The sequence below is a fragment of the Phenylobacterium sp. genome, from assembly GCF_031984885.1.
In the GTDB taxonomy this organism is placed as follows: Bacteria; Pseudomonadota; Alphaproteobacteria; order Caulobacterales; family Caulobacteraceae; genus Phenylobacterium.
The window spans coordinates 118,751-137,076 of the sequence record NZ_DAMABV010000006.1; the positions used below are offsets into that span (position 1 = coordinate 118,751).

Annotated in this window: 17 protein-coding genes; 7 read left to right on the forward strand and 10 right to left on the reverse strand. The window is 69.2% G+C overall.

Going from position 1 to position 18,326, the window contains the following annotated elements:
* Window positions 1-2 precede the first annotated feature (2 nt).
* The gene (locus tag RTL41_RS10920) at window positions 3-1,424 is read left to right on the forward strand and encodes a sigma 54-interacting transcriptional regulator (protein WP_409418329.1); all 1,422 of its coding nucleotides are present in this window, start codon (window positions 3-5) and stop codon (window positions 1,422-1,424) included.
* A gap of 27 nt (window positions 1,425-1,451) precedes the next feature.
* On the opposite strand, the gene RTL41_RS10925 is transcribed toward RTL41_RS10920, so the two are convergent.
* The gene (locus RTL41_RS10925; RefSeq protein WP_312164251.1) at window positions 1,452-2,678 is read right to left on the reverse strand and encodes a serine hydrolase domain-containing protein; all 1,227 of its coding nucleotides are present in this window, start codon (window positions 2,676-2,678) and stop codon (window positions 1,452-1,454) included.
* A gap of 140 nt (window positions 2,679-2,818) precedes the next feature.
* Entirely contained in the window at window positions 2,819-3,907 is a 1,089-nt protein-coding gene (locus tag RTL41_RS10930) for a 3-deoxy-7-phosphoheptulonate synthase (protein WP_312164253.1), read from the reverse strand.
* A gap of 288 nt (window positions 3,908-4,195) precedes the next feature.
* On the opposite strand from RTL41_RS10930, the gene RTL41_RS10935 reads away from it, so the two are divergent.
* From RTL41_RS10935 to hflX, 5 genes are all read left to right on the forward strand, one after another.
* Window positions 4,196-6,433 carry a PAS domain-containing sensor histidine kinase gene (locus RTL41_RS10935; protein WP_312164255.1) on the forward strand — a complete coding sequence of 746 codons (2,238 nt, stop codon included), beginning with the start codon at window positions 4,196-4,198 and terminating at the stop codon, window positions 6,431-6,433.
* Window positions 6,433-7,824: a sigma-54 dependent transcriptional regulator gene (locus RTL41_RS10940; protein WP_312164257.1), complete on the forward strand. Its 1,392-nt coding sequence runs from the start codon at window positions 6,433-6,435 to the stop codon at window positions 7,822-7,824. Before RTL41_RS10935 ends, RTL41_RS10940 begins: the two co-directional genes overlap by 1 nt.
* 1 nt (window position 7,825) lies before the next feature.
* Window positions 7,826-8,689, forward strand: a complete 864-nt coding sequence (locus RTL41_RS10945; protein WP_312164260.1) for a D-amino-acid transaminase — start codon at window positions 7,826-7,828, stop codon at window positions 8,687-8,689.
* Between the two features lie 100 nt (window positions 8,690-8,789).
* Window positions 8,790-9,041 (forward strand): RNA chaperone Hfq, encoded by a 252-nt coding sequence (hfq, locus tag RTL41_RS10950; protein ID WP_056018837.1) that lies wholly within the window; start codon window positions 8,790-8,792, stop codon window positions 9,039-9,041.
* The gene (hflX, locus tag RTL41_RS10955) at window positions 9,038-10,354 is read left to right on the forward strand and encodes a GTPase HflX (RefSeq protein WP_312164262.1); all 1,317 of its coding nucleotides are present in this window, start codon (window positions 9,038-9,040) and stop codon (window positions 10,352-10,354) included. The genes hfq and hflX overlap by 4 nt, the downstream gene beginning before the upstream one ends.
* Here the strand turns inward: hflX and mazG are convergent.
* The 3 genes from mazG to RTL41_RS10970 all read right to left on the reverse strand — a co-directional run bounded on the left by mazG (window position 10,351) and on the right by RTL41_RS10970 (window position 13,158).
* Complete coding sequence (gene mazG, locus RTL41_RS10960; protein WP_312164263.1) at window positions 10,351-11,166, reverse strand: nucleoside triphosphate pyrophosphohydrolase; 816 nt, start codon at window positions 11,164-11,166, stop codon at window positions 10,351-10,353. The genes hflX and mazG overlap by 4 nt on opposite strands.
* Window positions 11,141-12,565 (reverse strand): MFS transporter, encoded by a 1,425-nt coding sequence (locus RTL41_RS10965; protein WP_312164264.1) that lies wholly within the window; start codon window positions 12,563-12,565, stop codon window positions 11,141-11,143. Before RTL41_RS10965 ends, mazG begins: the two co-directional genes overlap by 26 nt.
* 92 nt (window positions 12,566-12,657) lie before the next feature.
* Window positions 12,658-13,158, reverse strand: a complete 501-nt coding sequence (locus tag RTL41_RS10970) for a hypothetical protein (protein ID WP_312164266.1) — start codon at window positions 13,156-13,158, stop codon at window positions 12,658-12,660.
* 218 nt (window positions 13,159-13,376) lie between these two features.
* Here RTL41_RS10970 and RTL41_RS10975 point away from each other — a divergent pair, with 218 nt between their 5' ends.
* On the forward strand, window positions 13,377-13,553 hold the full coding sequence (locus RTL41_RS10975; RefSeq protein ID WP_312164268.1) for a YegP family protein: 177 nt from the start codon (window positions 13,377-13,379) through the stop codon (window positions 13,551-13,553).
* Here RTL41_RS10975 and RTL41_RS10980 read toward each other — a convergent pair.
* From RTL41_RS10980 to RTL41_RS11000, 5 genes are all read right to left on the reverse strand, one after another.
* Window positions 13,550-14,563 (reverse strand): LLM class flavin-dependent oxidoreductase, encoded by a 1,014-nt coding sequence (locus tag RTL41_RS10980; protein ID WP_312164270.1) that lies wholly within the window; start codon window positions 14,561-14,563, stop codon window positions 13,550-13,552. The genes RTL41_RS10975 and RTL41_RS10980 overlap by 4 nt on opposite strands.
* A 79-nt stretch (window positions 14,564-14,642) precedes the next feature.
* Window positions 14,643-15,470 (reverse strand): flagellin, encoded by an 828-nt coding sequence (locus RTL41_RS10985; RefSeq protein WP_312164272.1) that lies wholly within the window; start codon window positions 15,468-15,470, stop codon window positions 14,643-14,645.
* Window positions 15,471-15,678: 208 nt separating this feature from the next.
* Window positions 15,679-16,272 (reverse strand): porin family protein, encoded by a 594-nt coding sequence (locus RTL41_RS10990; protein ID WP_312164274.1) that lies wholly within the window; start codon window positions 16,270-16,272, stop codon window positions 15,679-15,681.
* Window positions 16,273-16,390: 118 nt separating this feature from the next.
* Window positions 16,391-17,566, reverse strand: coding sequence for an ATP-binding protein (locus RTL41_RS10995; protein ID WP_312164276.1), 1,176 nt, complete (start codon window positions 17,564-17,566; stop codon window positions 16,391-16,393).
* Window positions 17,563-18,255, reverse strand: coding sequence for a response regulator (locus tag RTL41_RS11000; RefSeq protein WP_312164279.1), 693 nt, complete (start codon window positions 18,253-18,255; stop codon window positions 17,563-17,565). The genes RTL41_RS10995 and RTL41_RS11000 overlap by 4 nt, the downstream gene beginning before the upstream one ends.
* Window positions 18,256-18,326 lie beyond the last annotated feature (71 nt).

Consider the following 18,326-nt stretch of genomic DNA (forward strand, 5'->3'; position numbering starts at 1 on the left):
CGATAACGAACGCCAGCAAGAAGATCCTGATCGCCGATGATGACGCGTCAATCCGGCTGGTGTTGAGCCAGGCCTTCACGCGGCTGGGTTATCAGGTCCGGGCGACCGGCAACGCCACCACCCTGCTGAAGTGGGTCTCGGACGGCGAGGGGGATCTGGTCGTCACCGACGTGGTGATGCCCGACGAGAACGTGTTCGACGTGCTGCCGCGCATCCGCAAGGAACGCCCCCGGCTGCCGGTGATCGTGATGAGCGCCCAGAACACCCTGCTGACGGCGGTGAACGCCGCCGACGCCGGCGCCTTCGACTACGTCTCCAAGCCCTTCGACCTGGACGACATGACCTCGGCTGCGCGCCGGGCCCTGTCGCGGCCGGCCGACACCGAGGCCTCCAAGGCCCAGGCCCGCGCGGTCCGCGACGAGCGGCTGCCGCTGATCGGCCGCTCGGGGCCCATGCAGGACGTCTATCGCACCATCGCGCGCCTGGTCGGCGCCGACCTGACGGTGCTGATCCTCGGCGAGAGCGGCACCGGCAAGGAACTGGTGGCCCGCGCCCTGCACGACATGGGGCGGCGCAAGGACGGCAAGTTCGTGGTCATCAACCTGGCCGCGGTGCCGCGCGAGCGGGTCGAGGCCGAGTTGTTCGGCCGCGACGACGGCGACTATGGCAAGCTGGTCGAGGCCGATGGCGGCACGCTGTTCCTCGACGAGATCGGCGACATGCCGCTGGACGCCCAGACCCGGCTGCTGCGGGTGATCGACGGCTCCGAGCAATCGGTGAACCCCAAGACCGGCCGCCCGCCGAACGTGCGCATCATCGCGGCGACCAATCGCGACCTGCGGGCCCTGATCCAGCAGGGGCTGTTCCGCGAGGACCTGTTCTTCCGCCTGAACGTCGCGCCGCTGCGCCTGCCGCCGCTGCGCGACCGGACCGAGGACATTCCCGACCTGGCCCGCGCCTTCCTGCTGCGCGCCAACCGCGAGGGCCTGCCGGCCAAGACCATCGACTCCAGCGCGCTGGAACGCCTGAAGCTGCACGGCTGGCCGGGCAATGTCCGCGAACTCGAAAACCTGATCCGCCGCATCTGCGCCCTCTATGCCGAGGAACTGATCACCGCGCGGATCGTCGAGCGCGAACTGGCCGACCAGCAGCCGGCCATTCCGGGCCACGAGGGGCCGGTCACCCTGGCGACCCTGGTCGAGCGCCACCTGGGCGGCTACTTCGCCGAGCAGCCCGACGGCGTGCCGCCGGCCGGCCTCTATGACCGCGTGCTGGAGGAGGTCGAGCGGCCGCTGATCCAGCTCACCCTGGCCGCCACGCGCGGCAACCAGGTCCGCGCCGCCGAGATCCTGGGCCTCAACCGCAATACGCTGCGCAAGAAGATCCAGGACCTGGGCGTCGAAATGGCCCGCGGCCGCCGCTAGCGTATCTTCCGCTGAACCGGAAAGGGTCTAGGTCTCGGGTTCGATGAGCGCCGAGTAGACGAGGGTGCGCAGCTCCCGGCGGATCGGATAGGCCGACGAGGGGAGGACCTGGGTCATGAACACGACCGCCAGGTCCTCCGCCGGATCGACCCAGAAGGCGGTGCTGGCCGCCCCGCCCCAGTAGAACTCGCCGTCGCTGCAGGGGACCAGCGTCCGCGGCGCATCCTGGACGACCGCGAAGCCCAGGCCAAAGCCCACCCCGGCGTTGGTCGCCTCCGAGAACAGCGAGCGCGATAGCTGGGTCAGGTCCTTGCCGTCCGGCAGGTGGTTGACCGTCATCAGGTCGAGGGTCTTGGGCGCGATCAGGCGATGGCCGTCATACTCGCCGCGGTTCAGCAGCATCTGGCAGAACTTCATGTAGTCCGCCGCGGTCGAGACCAGGCCGCCGCCGCCGGAGACCAGGGACGGCGCGCTCAGATAGCTGCTGGTGGCCGGATCGTCCTGCAGGTCGAGCCCGCCCTTGGGCGTGGCGTTGTAGCAGGCGGCCAGCCGGCCGCCCTGGCCGTCGCGGACCTGGAACCCGGTGTCGGTCATGCCGAGCGGGGTGAAGATCCGCTCCTGCAGGAACTGCTCGAACGGCACGCCCGAGATCTTGCCGACCAGATAGCCGAGCACGTCGGTGGAGACCGAGTAGTTCCAGGCCTCGCCCGGAGAGAACTCCAGCGGCAGGGCGCCTAGCGCCGCGATCATGTCGTCGAGCGGCATGGTGCTGCCGATCTCGCCCACGCCTGCCTTGCGATAGGCGGCGTCGACATTGGTGCGGTTCTGGAAGCCGTAGGTCAGGCCCGAGGTGTGGCGCAGCAGGTCGACCATCTGCATTGGCCGCGCGACCGGCTTGGTCAGGAAGCCGCCGGTGATCCCGGCGCTGAAGACGCCGAGGTTCGCCCATTCGGGGATGAAGCGGTGCACCGGATCGTCGAGCGCGACCTTGCCTTCCTCGACCAGCATCATGAAGGCGACCGAGGTGACCGGCTTGGTCATCGAATAGATGCGGAAGACGGTGTCGGCCTCCGCGGCTAGGTCCCGTGCGAGGTCGCGCTTGCCGCCGACGAACTCATGGACGATCTCGCCGTGCCGCGAGATCACCACCTGGGCGCAGGGCATGCGGCCGGCCGTCAGGTACTTCTCGGTGAGGAAGCGGTCGAGCTTGGCAAGGCGGTCGGGGCAGAAGCCAAGGGAGCGGGGATCGGCCATTTGGGGTCCTGGACATGCGAAGACTGGGCCGCGCCAACAGAGCCGAACCGCAGGATCGCGCCAAGTCCCCAAACGCCGGCGGGGGGAATTTCCAGGCGAGCGGCGTTGGACCTCGCCCCGGCGAGGCCCAACGACAGGGCTCAGGCCCCGGCGGTCTCGCCGGCCGGGCTGGCCACGGCGCGCGCGCGGCGGCGCGCCTCGACCGCCATGGCCAGTTCCTCGAGCAGTTCGACCGACGCGTCCCAGTCGATGCAGCCGTCGGTGATGCTCTGGCCGTAGACCAGCGGCTGGCCCTCGACCAGGTCCTGGCGGCCGGCGACCAGGTGGCTCTCGATCATCACCCCGGCGATGCGCTGGTCGCCGGCGGCGACCTGGGCGGCCACGTCGCGGGTGACGGCGGGCTGGTTCTCCGGCTTCTTGCCGCTGTTGGCGTGGCTGACGTCGATGATCAGGCTCTGGCGCAGGCCGCTGGCCGCCAGTTCCGCGCAGGCCGCCGCGACGCCGGCGGCGTCGTAGTTGGGAGCCTTGCCGCCGCGCAGCACGACATGGCTGTCGTCATTGCCGCGGGTGGCGGCGATGGCGGCGCGGCCGTCCTTGCCGATGGCCAGGAAATGGTGCGGCTGGCTGGCCGCCTTCACCGCGTCGACGGCGATGCGCAGGTTGCCGTCGGTGCCGTTCTTGAAGCCGATCGGGCAGGAGAGGCCGGAGGCCATCTCGCGGTGGATCTGGCTCTCGGTGGTGCGCGCGCCGATGGCGCCCCAGGCGACGAGGTCGGCCAGGTACTGCGGGGTGGTGACGTCCAGGAACTCGACCGCCGCCGGCAGGCCCAGCGCGTTGACCTCCAGCAGCAGCTTGCGCGCCAGCGGCAGGCCCTCGTCGATGCGGAAGGTGCCGTCCAGGTGCGGGTCGTTGATCAGGCCCTTCCAGCCGACCGTGGTCCGCGGCTTTTCGAAATAGACCCGCATGACGATCTCCAGCCGATCGGCGAAGCGCGTGCGCTGCTCGGCCAGTCGCCGCGCATAGTCCATCGCCGCGACGGGGTCGTGGATCGAGCAGGGGCCGATCACCACCACCAGGCGGTCGTCCTCGCCGTGCAGGATCTGGTGAATCTTACGTCGGGAATCCGACACAAGCGCGCTGACGTCGTCGCTCGTGGGAAGGTCGCCCATCACCTGCGCCGGCGAGGCGAGGGGCTTGATGTCGATGATACGAAGGTCGTCGGTGGTCACTGGTGCGCTCCGGGGTGTTGCAGGGTCCGGCGGCGCAAAAGAAAAGCCGCCAGGTGCTGGCGGCTGGGTGGGTCTTGCGTCCTATGACAGCTTGCTGTCGCGCGATCCCCTTCCTCCGCCAGCGGCATCGGAATAGCCAAAATACCAAAACGAATATTGGCTGGTGGCGAGGATCATCGGGCGCACCGATAGCGCATCGCACGGGCGCTGTCATCCCCGCGCTAATGTGAAGCCTGGGCGCAACATCACTGTTGAATTTGGGGCACAGGCCATTAGGTTCGCCTGGCAATGGCGTTCTTGAGTCACGATGGCGGAACTCACGCGACGCCCGCCGCGCGGTTCTGGCGGGCGCTGCAATCACGCTATGTGCTCGGCGGCGGCTACGCCCTGGCGGCGGTGCTCACCGCGGTCGCCATCCTGCTGGCGGCCTCGCCGCCCGAGACCGGGCCGCTGGCCCCGGCGTCCAAGAACATCCTGGCGATCCTGGCGCTGAACCTGGTGCTGATCCTGGCCCTGGCGGCCCAGGTCGGCTTCCGGGTCACGACGATGCTGCGGGCGCGCTCGACCGATCCGGCGGCGCGTCTGCACGTGCGCTTCGTGGCCCTGTTCGCCCTGGCCGCGGTGGCGCCGGCCATGGTCGTGGCGCTGTTCTATACGGTGCTGGTCAATCGCGGCGTGGAGAACTGGTTCTCCGAGCGGGTCCAGACCGTGGTCGAGAACTCGGCCACGGTGATGCGGTCCTATGTCGACGACCAGACCCGGTTCGTGGACGACCACGTTTCGCTGATGGCCGCGGACCTCAACCGCGCGGCCCCTGCGCTGCAGGTCAGCCCGGTCACCTTCAGCCACTTCCTGGCCTATCAGGCCTCGTACCACGCCTTTCCGGCGGCCTATCTGATCGACCGCGAGGGGCGGATCCTGGCCCGGGCCGAGGCGGTCGACGCCGCGGCGTTCCAGACCCCGCCGCCGTCGAGCTTCGCGGCGGCGGACGAGGGCGTGATCTCCGTCTCGCCGAACCTGACCCGGGCGCTGTTCAAGCTGTCGGCCTATCCGGACGCCTATCTCTACGTGACCCGGCCGGTGCAGGCGGGCATCGTCACCCAGTTGCACGAGGCCGACCGGGCCGTCACCGCCTATCGAGAAGCGGCGGAAAGTCGCGCGCGGATTCAACGGGTTTTCGCGCTTTCCTACATCGAGACCGCCATGCTTGTGCTGGTCGGGGCCGTGTGGCTGGGCATGGGCGCCGCCAGCGCCATTTCCGCGCCGGTGGGCCGGCTGGTGCAGGCGGCCGGACGCGTCGCGGGCGGCGATCTCGACGCGCGGGTCGACACCTCCAAGGACCCGGAGGAACTGGCGGTGTTGTCACGTGCTTTCAACAGCATGACGCATGATCTTCAGGCTCAGCAAGCCGCGCTGAAACGCGCCGGCGACGAGGCCGAGGAGCGGCGGCAGTTCATCGAGACCGTGCTGGCCGAGGTGTCGGCCGGCGTGATCGGCCTGGACTCCGACGGCCGGATCTCGGCGGTGAACCGCCAGGCGCGGATCCTGCTCGAACTGGTGGAAGGTCAGACCAGCGGGCGCCGGCTGCACGACGTGGCGCCCGAGTTCGTGGCGATCGCCGAGCGCGCCGACGCCGTGGGCGAGGCCGAGGAGGAGGTCGATGTGTCCCGGGCGCGCGAAACCCACCGCCTGCGCGTCCGCGCCAGCCGCTCGGAGGGCGGCCTGGTGCTGACCTTCGACGACATCACCCGCCTGGTCTCGGCCCAGCGCAACGCCGCCTGGCGGGACGTGGCGCGCCGGATCGCCCACGAGATCAAGAACCCGCTGACCCCGATCCAACTGTCGGCCGAACGCCTGCGCCGCAAGTTCCGCAAGGACGTGGCGCCGGACGACCTGGAGACCTTCGATCGCTGCACCGACACGATCGTGCGCCAGGTCGACGGCATCGGCCGGATGGTCGATGAGTTCTCGTCCTTCGCCCGCATGCCCGCGCCCAAGTTCGCCGAGCAGGACGGCGTCGAACTGGTCCGCGCCGCGGTGTTCGCCCAGCGCGTCGCCAGCCCCGACATCGACGTGGAACTGCTGGACCCCGCGCCGGCGGTGACGCTGGTCGCGGACGGCCGCATGCTGGCCCAGGCCCTGACCAACATCCTGAAGAACGCCTCCGAGGCGGTGTCGGCCCGCACCGCGGCCGAGCCGGGCGTGAAGGGCAAGATCGCCGTGCGCCTGATCAGCGACGATCAGGGCGTGCAGGTGATCGTCGAGGACAACGGCGTCGGCCTGCCCGACAAGGACCGCGACCGGCTGACCGAACCCTATGTGACCACCCGCGAGAAGGGCACGGGGCTGGGCCTGGCGATCGTCAAGCGCATCCTGGAAGACCATGGCGGCGAACTGATTCTGACCGATGCGACCGACGGGCGCGGCGCCCGCGCGGTCTTGAAACTACCCACGGCGGCGCCGGCGCGTTCCGGCGCCGGTGCAGGACCTGAGCTATCGACGGCTCAAGACGCAGGAGTGATGTGATGGCGGCTGATGTTCTGGTGGTCGACGACGAGGCGGACATCCGCGAGCTGGTCGCAGGCATCCTGTCGGACGAAGGCTATGCAGTGCGCACGGCCACGGACTCCGAGAGCGCGCTGGCGGCGATCAAGTCGCGCAAGCCGGCGCTGCTGATCCTCGACATCTGGATGCAGGGCGGGGGGATGGACGGCCTGGAGTTGCTGGACCTGGTCAAGACCCTGGACGCCGACATCCCGGTGATCATGATCTCCGGCCACGGCAACATCGAGACGGCAGTCAGCGCCATCAAGCGCGGCGCCTACGAGTTTCTGGAGAAGCCGTTCAAGTCCGACCGGCTGCTGCTCTGCGTCGAGCGCGCCCTGGAGACCAGCAACCTCAAGCGCGAGAACCGCCGCCTGCGCGCCCAGACGATCCAACCCGAGGGGCTGATCGGCAAGTCGGTCGTCACCCAGCAACTGCGCGGCCTGATCGCCAAGCTGGCCTCGGCCAACAGCCGCGTGCTGATCGCGGGGCCCCCGGGCTCGGGCAAGGAGACGGTGGCGCGGCTGATCCACTCGGCCAGCCCGCGCGCCCGCAACGAGTTCGTGGTGATCAGCGCCGCGGGCATGACGCCCGAGCGCGTCGACACCGAGCTGTTCGGCGAGGAGCTGGAGAGCGGGCGTCCGGCCAAGATCGGGGTCTTCGAACGCGCCCATGGCGGCACGCTGTACCTCGACGAAGTGGCCGACATGCCGCGCGAGACCCAGAGCCGCATCCTGCGGGTCCTGGTGGAGCAGCGCTTCCGCCGGGTCGGCGGGGAACAGGACGTGCAGGTCGACGTCCGGGTGGTTTCCTCGACCTGCCGCGACCTGCGCGAGGAGATCAATGCCGGCCGCTTCCGCGAGGACCTGTTCCATCGCCTGAACGTGGTGCCGGTGAGCGTGCCGGGGCTGTCGGAGCGCCGCGAGGACATCCCCGAGCTGATCGATTACTTCGTCAACCGGATCTGCGAGGCCACCGGCATGCCGCGCCGCCGGCTGGCGGACGACGCCCTGGCGGCCCTGCAGGTGCGCGCCTGGCCGGGCAACCTCAGCCAGTTGCGCAACAATGTCGAACGCATGCTGATCCTGGCGGCCGGCGATCCGGGCGAACCGATCAGCGCCGAGATGCTGCCCAACGACGCCGTGGTCAACGACCATCCCTCCAGCCTGGGGGCGGAGAAGATCATCGCCCTGCCGCTGCGCGAGGCGCGCGAGGTGTTCGAGCGCGAGTACCTCAACGCCCAGATGCTGCGCTTCTCGGGCAATATCTCGCGGACCGCCGCCTTCATCGGCATGGAGCGCTCGGCCCTGCACCGCAAACTGAAGTCCCTGGGCCTGTCGGGCGCCAGGCCCATGGAAGAAGAGGACGCGTAAGGTGGGGCGTATCGCCTATGTGAACGGGCAGTTCGTGCGGCACGGCGAGGCCGTGGTGCACATCGAGGACCGCGGCTATCAGTTGGCCGACGCCGTCTATGAGGTCTGGGCCCTGTTCGACGGCAAGCTGGCCGACGCCGAGGGGCACTTCGCTCGCCTCGAACGCAGCCTGGGCGAACTGCGCATCCCCATGCCGATGAGCCGCGCGGCCCTGACCATCGTCCTGCGCGAGGCGGTCCGCCGCAATCGCGTCCGCGAGGGGCTGCTCTACCTGCAGGTCGGCCGCGGCGTGGCGCCGCGTGGTCACGCCTTCCCCGACGAGCCGGTCGCGCCGAGCGTGGTGATCACCGTGTCCCCCGTCGATCGCGCGGCGAGCGAGGCCAAGGCCGCCCAGGGCGTCAAGGTCGTCACCACCCCTGAGAACCGCTGGGGCCGCTGCGACATCAAGACCGTCGGCCTGCTGCCCAACGCCCTGGCCAAGCAGGCGGCCAAGGAGCGCGGCGCCGCCGAGGCCTGGTTCGTGGACGACCTGGGTTTCGTCACCGAGGGCGCCTCGTCCAACGCCTGGATCATCGACGCGGGCGGCGTGCTGCGCACTCGCGACACCAACGCCAACATCCTGCGCGGGGTCACCCGGCGGACCCTGCTGGACGTGCTGCGCGACGAGGGACTGAAGGTCGAGGAACGGCCGTTCACGCCGGACGAGGCGGTCTGCGCCAAGGAGGCCTTCATCACCGGCGCGGGCAGCCTGGTGCTGCCGGTCGTGGCGCTGGACGACAAGCCAATTGGAAATGGTGTGGTCGGACCGGTGGCGATGAAGCTCCGTCGCCTCTATATCGAGCGCGCGAGGGCGACGGCCGTCTGATGCGAGCGGCGCGATTGCGCCGGTCACACGGGCCGGTCTAGCCTCATGCATGTGTGTGGGGGGCGTGTTGCCTCCCGAACAGAAAAAAGGGCGACAAGCCATGTCCGGCAACGAAAAGAAACAGAATCTCCAGGACACGTTCCTGAACAGCGTCCGCAAGTCGAAGACCCCGCTGACCATCTTCCTGGTCAACGGCGTGAAGCTTCAGGGCGTCGTGAGCTGGTTCGACAATTTCTGCGTGCTTCTGCGTCGCGACGGCCAGTCGCAGCTCGTCTACAAGCACGCCATCTCCACCATCATGCCGGCGCAGCCCGTTCAACTCTATGAGCCGGCGGAAGACGAGGCCGATTGACCTCCAAGTCCATCGAACGTGAAGCGCCCCCTCAAGGGGCGCTGGTCATTCATCCCCAGCGAGACGGCCGCGACTCCGCGCGCAGCGCTCAGGCGCGCCTGGAGGAGGCCGTCGGCCTCGCCGAGGCGCTCGACCTGGAAATCAGGGACGCGATCATCGCGCCCCTGCGCAAGCGCACGCCCGCCACCCTGTTCGGCAGCGGCAAGGTCGATGAGATCGGCGAGCTCTGTTTCCAGCTCCAGGTCGACGTCGCCGTGGTCGACGACGCCCTGACGCCGGTCCAGCAGCGGAACCTGGAGAAGGCCTGGCAGGTGAAGGTCATGGACCGCACGGGCATGATCCTCGAGATCTTCGCCCGCCGCGCCCGGACCCGTGAAGGCATCCTGCAGGTCGAGCTGGCCCGGCTCTCCTACGAGCGCTCGCGCCTGGTCCGCACCTGGACCCACCTGGAACGCCAGCGCGGCGGCTTCGGGGTCATGGGCGGCCCCGGCGAAACCCAGATCGAAACCGACCGCCGGCTGCTGGCCGAGAAGATCGGCAAGCTGAAGCGCGAACTGGTCGAGGTGCGGCGCACGCGCAACCTCCAGCGCGGCGCGCGCCAGCGCCATCCGTTCCCGGCCGTGGCCCTCGTCGGCTACACCAACGCCGGCAAGTCGACCCTGTTCAACCGCCTGACCAAGGCGGACGTGATGGCGGCCGACATGCTGTTCGCCACCCTCGACCCCACCTTGCGGATGCTGGACCTGCCAGACGGCCGACCGGCGATCCTGTCGGACACGGTGGGTTTCATCTCGGACCTGCCGCACGAGCTGGTCGAATCCTTCCGCGCCACCCTGGAAGAGGTGAAGGAAGCCGACGTGATCCTGCACGTCCGCGACATCGCCAGCGAGGAGACCGACGCCGAGGCGCAGGACGTCCGCACCGTGCTGGAGCGGCTGGGGATCGACGTCGCCGAGCGCAACCTGATCGAGGTCTGGAACAAGGCCGACCTGCTGGAGCCCGAAGCTCGCGAGCAGGCCGCGGGCGATGCTCGCCGGCATCATCCCCAGGCGGTCCTAGTCTCGGCGGCGAGCGGCGAGGGGTGCGATGCGCTGCTGGCGGCGATCGCCCGGCTGGTGGACGACGCGCCGCCGGTCTCGGTCAGCCTGACGGCGGCGGACGGGGCGGCGGTGGCCTGGCTCTATCGGCACGGCCGGGTCATGGACCGGGTCGATGACGACGAGGGCGGGGTGCGCATCGCCGTGCGGCTCAACGCCCAGGCGCTCGGCCAGTTCGAGCAACTGTTCCCGAAGGCCGAGCTGACCTCGCTCTAGGCCTTCTCGGCCAGCTTCGCCGCGTCCCAGAGCGCGTCCATCTCGGCCAGGTCCGACTGGTCGGCGCGCTTGCCGCGCTTGGCCAGTTCGGCCTCGATGAACTGGAAGCGGCGCGCGAACTTGGCGTTGGTCGAGCGCAGCGCGTCTTCCGGTTCCAGGTCCAGCTTGCGGGCCAGGTTGGCGCAGACGAACAGGATGTCGCCCAGCTCGTCGCGCATCCGGGCGACGTCACGGCCGGCGGCGATCTCGTGCTCCAGCTCGGCGGTCTCCTCGCGCAGCTTGTCGAGCACGAACGAGACGTCCGGCCAGTCGAAGCCGACGCGCGCGGCGCGGGCGGTCAGCTTCACGGCGCGGGTGAGGGCCGGCAGGCCGACCGGCACGTCGTCCAGCAGGCTGTTGTTCTTGCCCTTCTTCGCCCGCTCCTGGGCCTTGATGACCTCCCAGGCGCGGGTCTGTTCGGCGCTGGTGCGCTGCTCGTCCTCGCCGAAGACGTGCGGGTGGCGGCGGATCATCTTCTCGGAAATGGCGTCGGCCACGTCGTCGAAGGCGAAGGCGCCTTGCTCCTGCGCCATGCGGCTGTGGAACACGACCTGCAGCAGCAGGTCGCCGAGTTCTTCCCTCAGGTCGCCCAGGTCGCCGCGTTCGATGGCGTCGGCGACCTCATAGGCCTCCTCGACCGTATATGGGGCGATGGTCGCAAAGGTCTGCTCCAGGTCCCAGGCGCAGCCCCCATCGGGGTCGCGCAGCCTCGCCATGATGGAGAGCAGGCGGTCGATAGGGCGTTCGTTACTCGGCGGGGCGGGTGGCGACATGGATCTCTTCGGTGATCTTCGGTTCGGCGCCCATTTCGGGAGCAGCTTCGGCGAGGCCGGACTCCTTCATATCCCGAGCCGCCAGGCCGGCGCGAATCTGCGCGTGGCGCTCCGAGGTCAGCGGGAAGCCCCAGACGATCACGCTGGCGGCGATCGACATGGCGGCCGGCACGGCGGCGAACAGGATGGCCAGGCCCTGCAGCCCGGTGTCGACGCCCTGGCCCTTGGGATCGAAGCCCATGAACTGCAGCAGTGGGAAGCTGATCCCGACAGCGGCGGCCGAGCCGACCTTCACCGTGCCCGAGAGGATGGCGTAGAGCAGGCCCGTGCGGTCCACGCCGCTGGCCAGGCGCTCTTCGTCGCCGATGTCGGCCATCATGGCGCGCAGCAGGAAGGCGCCGGCCGCGTAGGGGACGCCGATCAGGAACATCAGCGTCGCCGCCGGAAGCATCGCGCCCTGCGGGATGACCAGCGAACAGAGGGTGAGGGCGGCGTAGACGACCCCCGACACGGCCAGGGCCCGGTGCTTGGAGATCTTGTAGGAGAGCCAGGTCCACAGCGGCGCGCCGACCAGGCCGCCGATGAAGTAGATCAGCAGCAGCAGGCTGGCCTCGGTATGGGTGAACCCCTTCACGCGGCCGAAGAAGAAGAAGAACAGCGCGCCGGTAATCGCCGGCCCGGTGCCGATCAACAGGTCCGCCACCAGGATGCGCACGACGGTCGGCCGCTTGAACAGCGCCAGATATTCCCGGAAGCCGGACTTCCTGACCTCCGAGGTGACCTTCGGCTCGGGCACGCGCCAGAGCGCGAGCGCCACCGTGATCGGCATGAGAATGACGATGAACCAGCCCATCGCCTGGACGCCGGCGCCATGGCCGGTGACGCCGAGCAGCGGGAGCAGGGCGGGGAGGGTCAGGACGAAGATCATCCCGACGACGTTGCCGGCCTGCCACCAGGCATAGATGCGCGATCGCTGGTCGTATTGCGGCGAGAGGACCGCGGCCCAGGCCAGTTGCGAGAGCCCGGCGATCGAGACGCCGGCATAGACCACCAGCAGCCAGATCCAGAGGTAGAGCGACGACACCCCCGGCTTGGCCATGAACAGCATGTAGGACGCCAGCATCAGCAGCGGCGCGCTGATGCCGAACCACAGCTTGAAGCGTCCGAACCGCGAACGGGTGCGGTCCATGACCCCGCCGATATAGGGGTCGAAAGCCATGTCGAGCAGGCGCACCAGCATGAACGCCGTGCCGACGGCGGTCAGGCTGAGGCCAAGCTCGTTGGCGTAGTACTCGGGGAGGTAGACCACGAGCGGCAGGCCCAGGCCCGCCAGTGGAAGACACGGGGCGGCGAGCGCCGCCAGGGTCCAGTTGGAACGCCTTTCCGCCTGCGCGGTCATCTCACTCATCCCCTATGCGCCCGGATCTACTGGCGTCCGGCGAGCGGCGCGATGTGAACCCTCAAGGCCCGGGGTGGCAAGGCCTATCGGCGTTATCGGCGGGCGTACACGTTGCCGCGGCCCAACTGGTAGGCGAAGCGTCCGATGGCGTACTCGGCGTCCGACCAGGTGGTGGTCATCTTCGATTGCCGGATGTCGGTTTCGTACCAGTCGTAACGGACCGGCGTGACCTCGCCGTCGACCGAGATGGCGCGGCCCTCGATCTTCGCGCCGCCCGTTCCGAAGCTCTGCATCGACAGGCCCGGCTTGTCGCCGAGCTGCTTGAAGGTGGGGCGATTGGGGCGCGCGTCGACCAGGGTCAGCTCCAGCCGGCCGCCGGCCAGGACGCCGGTGCGTTGCAGCTCGCGTTCCGCGTCCTTGCGCAGTTCGGCGGCCAGGCGCTCGACGTCCCTCAGTCCGTATTCCTCCGTGGCCTTCTTGTGGAGTTCGGGGCTGAGCTTGACCTCCACGCTGGAGACCGTCGGCATGGGCTCGGCAAGGGCCGATCCGGCCAGGGCGAAGGTGGCGAAGGCGGTGAAAATCAGGGCGCGCATGTGAGGCTCCGGGGGAAAGAGGCTATGCGATCTGCACCTCAGATAAGGTGCAGGGGGATTGTCGCAAAGTCATCACCCAAGCGTGACCGTAGTGTGGCGATCGCCCTGTCCGCTGGCGCAACCCCACGCTGCGATCAGGCTTGACCTGAGTGGGCGGGCGCCCAAGTCTGCGGTCGGGGTTGGGCTACGCATGTTCAATGGTCTAATGGAGACGACCTGTGGCGCATAAGTTCGAAATCTACAAAGACAAGGCCGGCGAGTTCCGGGTTCGCTTCAAGTACAACAGCGAAACGATGTTCTCGACCGAGGGCTATTCGTCCAAGGCCAGCGCCCAGAACGCGATCGACTCCATCAAGAAGAACGGCCCGGAAGCGCCGGTCGAAGACAACAGCTAGGCGGATGTCGTCGCCGGGCGTGCGAGTTCATCGCGCGCCTGGGCGGCGATCTCGAACGAGCGCACGCGCGCAGCATGGTCATAGACCTGCGCGGTGACCATCAGTTCGTCCGCCCCGGTGCGGCGGACGAAATCGGCCAGGCCCTGACGCACCCGCTCGGGCGAGCCGACGATCGAACAGCTCAGGCTCTGGCGCAGCATGGCGCCGCCGATTTCGTCCAGTCGCCCCTCCGGATCGTCGACCGGCGCGGGCAGCGGCCCGGGACGTCCCTGACCCAGGTTGATGAAGGCCTGCTTCAGCGAGGTGAACAGCCGCTGCGCCTCGGTGTCGGTGTCGGCGGCGGTGATGTTCACACCGAGCATCACATGAGGTTCGGCCAGATACTTCGACGGCCGGAACTGGCTGCGATAGACGTTGAGCGCCAGCTCAAGCTGGGCCGGGGCGAAGTGCGAGGCGAAGGCGTAGGGCAGGCCCAGCGCCGCGGCCAACTGGGCGCCGTAGGTGCTGGAGCCCAGCATCCAGAACTCCACGTCGAGGCCCGCGCCCGGAACGGCCCGGATGATCTGGCCCGGCTTGACCGGCTCGAAATAGTTCATCAGCTCGATGACGTCGCGCGGGAAGTCGTCGATGTCGCCGGCCAGGGTGCGGCGCAGGGCGCGCGCCGTCGCCTGGTCGGAACCCGGGGCGCGGCCCAGGCCCAGGTCGATGCGTCCCGGATAGAGCGAGGCCAGGGTGCCGAACTGCTCGGCGATGACCAATGGCGCATGGTTGGGCAGCATGACGCCCCCGGCGCCGACCCGGATCGTCGAGGTCGCTTCGGCGACATAGCCGATCACCACGGACGTCGCGGCGCTGGCGACGCCGGCCATGTTGTGATGCTCGGCCAGCCAATAGCGCTTGTAGCCCAGGCGCTCGGCGTTCCGGGCCAGGTCGCGGGTGTTGCGCAGCGACTGGGCGGCGTCGCCGCCTTCGACGATCGGCGAGAGATCGAGAACCGAGAGATCAACCATCAGCGCGATATAGGCGCTTTGGCGGCCGCTGCGAGAGGCCAGGCTTCGCCATGAGCGAAATCCTCAGGTCGAGCGCCGATTAGCGGAAGAGGGCGAGCAGCAGCGACGGCGCCTGGTTGGCGATCCGCAGCGCCTGGATGGCCAGTTGCATCTTGACGTCCAGGGCCACCAGCCGGGCGCTTTCCTTGGCCATGTCGGCGTCCACCAGGTTGCCGATGCCGGAGTCGTAGCTGTCCTGCAGCTTGGCGCTCATCTCCAGTTGGCGATCCAGCGACTTGCCCCCGACTCCCAGCTTGGAAAGCGCCGCCGACACCTTCTGCGACGAGGCTTCCAGCGCCTTGATGTCGGCCGACGTGACCCCGCCCATCAGGTCGGCGAGGGTCGAGGAGATCGCCGCTCCGGTGGTGGAGAGGTCGATGTGGTCGACGTTGATGGTCAGCGAGGCCTTGGTGTTCGCCAGGGCGCGGACCTCGCCCGTCGAGCCGGCCGAGATCAGGTTCACGCCGTCGAAGCTGGCGTTGGCGGCCACCAGGTCGATCTGGCGGCGCAGGGCGACATACTCGTCGTTGAGCGCCTGGCGGCTTGCGGTGCTGAGCCCGGCCTCGGTCGCGGCCAGCGCCTTCTCCTTCATCTGCGAGAGGATGTCGGAGATGGTTTCGCCCGCGGTCATGGCGGTGTCGACGATCGACTGCCCGCGCTGGAGCGAGCTCATCACGGCGTCCAGCGACTTGGACTCGGCCCGCATGTTCTGGGCGATCGCCCAGATCGCCGGATTGTCCTTGGGACCGGCGACCTTCAGGCCGGTCGAAATCCGCCGCTGGACCTGGGCGTACTCGGTGCTGATGGCGTTGAGGCTCTGCAGCGCGATCATCGCGCTGGTGTTCGTATTGACGCTGTTCAGCGGCATGACGAAGCCTCGGTTCAAGGGAGCGAACGCGCAGCGCCTTCGCCAGGGCGTTTTGCCCTGGCTCGACCCTAGCCCCTTCAGGGTTGCCTCTTCGTTACGCAGCAATGTTAGCGTGCAGGGGGCTCTGGAGCAGGGCGGGGCGGCTCCGGGGCGATGGAGCCGCCCCTGCGGCCGCGCGGGCTTTGGGGGAAAGCGCGGCCGCATGGGATCAGAACCGATAGGCCGCGCTCACCATCAGGCGGTCGCGCTTGCGGTCGTCCTTGAAGTTGGTGCGGTCGTACTCGGCCCGGACCGCCACATTGTCCGAAAGGGCGTATTCGGCGCCGACCCCGAACAGGGCGCCGTTGGCGTCCTTGTCGTTGTGCAGCACGGCGCTGTTGTTGCTGAAGCGAATCTCGCGCTCGAACTTCTCGCGCGCCCAGCCGGCCCGGCCGTAGACCATCAGGTTGTCGGTCGCCACCAAGCCCAGACGCCCGGTGACGTCGTAGCCGACGCCCGGATCGACCTTGACCCGCGCGGTGTCGACGCGGCTCTCGATCTTCTTGTCGCCGTTGCTGACGCCGGCTTCGACGCCCAGCACGACGCGCTCCGACAGCTTGATGTCGTAACCGACGAAACCGCGATAGGTGAAGCCCTTGGCGTCGTCGTCTGCCTTGCGGGTGAAGCCGGGGATATTGTCCTGCGATTGCAGCTTCGAGCCGCCGACGCCGACGCCGGCATGGAAGCCCTGGAACGGTTCGGCGCTGGCCGCCGTGGCGCCGAGCGCGAGCGCCGCGGCGAGGGGGCTGATCCAGAATTTCATAGTCAAATCTCCTCGGAAGCGCGGCCGCAACTCGACCGTGCGAGCCTGGAGATGCGCCTCCATTGTGGAGCTTGGACGCAGGGCGCGCAGAGCCGCGGCGAAGGGATCGCGGGGCGCCCTAGGCGGGCAGGCGGATCTCGAAGCAGGCGCCGCCGCCGGGCCGCGCGAAGGCGCAGGCCGACCCGCCGTGCGCCTCGGCGATCGCCTTGACGACGGCCAGGCCCAGGCCCGTGCCGCCGGCGTCCCGCGAACGCGACTCGTCGGCCCGCCAGAACCGCTCGAACACCCGGTCTTCGTCGCCCGGGCGCAGGCCGGGGCCGCGATCGAGAACCCGCAGATAGACCGTGCCCTCGCCCCGGCGGGTCTCCACCCGCGCCACGCCGCCGGCCAGCGCATAGCGGCGGGCGTTCTCGAGCATCACCAGCAGCACCTGGCGCAGCCGCGCCGGGTCCGCCCTGACCGGGGCCGGACGCAGGTCCCGCTCGATCGCCAGGCCCGAGGCGTTGAGCTCGGGGGCCAGCGCGTCGATCGCCGCGTCGATCTCGACCGCCAGGTCCAGATTGGCCGGCTGCAGCAGCAGGCGCCCGGCCATGGCCAGGCTGAGCGTGCGCAGGTCCTCGACGATCTGGGCCAGGGAATCGACCTGCAGGATCAGGCCCGCCAGGCCCTTGCTGTCGGGCGCGAACACCCCGTCGGACATCCCCTGCAGCCGGCCGCGCAGCACGGTGAGCGGCGTGCGCAGTTCGTGGGCGATGGCCGCGACGCTCTCGCGCATGTCGCGCTCGGCCCGCTGCATCTCCTCGGCCATCAGGTTGAAGTCGGCGATCAACTGGTGGGTCTCGCCGGCGCCGCCGCCCGTCTCGGGCTGGATGACGCGCGCGCCCAGGTCGCCGCCGGCCACCCGGCGGGCGGTCGCGGCCACCCGATGCAGCGGCTCGCTGATGCGCCGCGCGAACCACAGGGCGGCGGCGACCCCGGCGGTCAGGGCGATGGCGCCGCAGACCGCCAGCGCGCCCAGCTCCATCAGGCTCAGTTGGGCCTCGATGGCCTTGTAGACGTCCAGCAGCGATTGCAGGTCGCCCGGCTGCGGGAGCGTGTTCTCCTCGATGGCGTGATAGGCGGCCAGCGCCCCGGGCGGCAACTGCAGCCGGATCAGCTTGTCGAACAGCAGGTAGAACAGCGTCATGCCGCCGGTCATGATGATCACCGACAGCACGACGACCGCCGTCATCGCCGCCACAAGCTGGGCGCTCAGCTTCCACGGCCGGCGAGGCAGGCGGCCAAGACGGCTCATGTCAGGTGCGACAGGCGGTAACCGACGCCGCGGACCCCTTCCAGCAGGTCCGGCGCCCCGGCCGCTTCGAGCTTGCGGCGCAGGTTGGAGACATGGCTGTCGACGGTGCGCTCCAGCGCATCGCCGTCCGGCAGGCAGGCGTCGAGCAGCTCGGCCCGGCTGAACACCCTGCGCGGCGCGCGCGCCATGTGCTCCAGCAGCCGGAACTCGGTGAGGGTCAGGTCCAGCGGCCTGGTTCCGGTCTCGCCGACCACGGCGGCGGAATAGGCCTGGGGGTCGATTTCGAGCGGACCGAGGCGCAGCAGCGGCGTGACGCCCCGCGCCCGGGTCCGTCGCAGCACCGCGCGGGCCCGGGCGACCAGTTCCAGCGGGTTGAACGGCTTGACCACATAGTCGTCGGCGCCGATCCGCAGCGCCGACAGCTTGTCCAGGTCCTCGGCCAGCGCCGTGGCCATGATCACCGGCGTGTCGCCGCGGCGGCGGATCTCGGCCAGCACTTCGAAGCCGTCGGCCTTGGGCAGCTTGACGTCGAGCACGACGAGATCGGGACGCAGCATCCGATGATGCTGCAGCGCGGTCACCCCGTCGCCGGCCCGGACGGTGCGAAAGCCGTCCCGGCCCAGATAGGCGTCGAGAATTTCGGCGATCTCGGGCTCGTCTTCGACGATCAGGATGAGGGCGTTGTCCATGGATTCCATGAGCCGGGCGATTGTGGAGGTTGTGCGCAGAACCGCTTCAGCCCGTGCGCATCCGCCCGTGG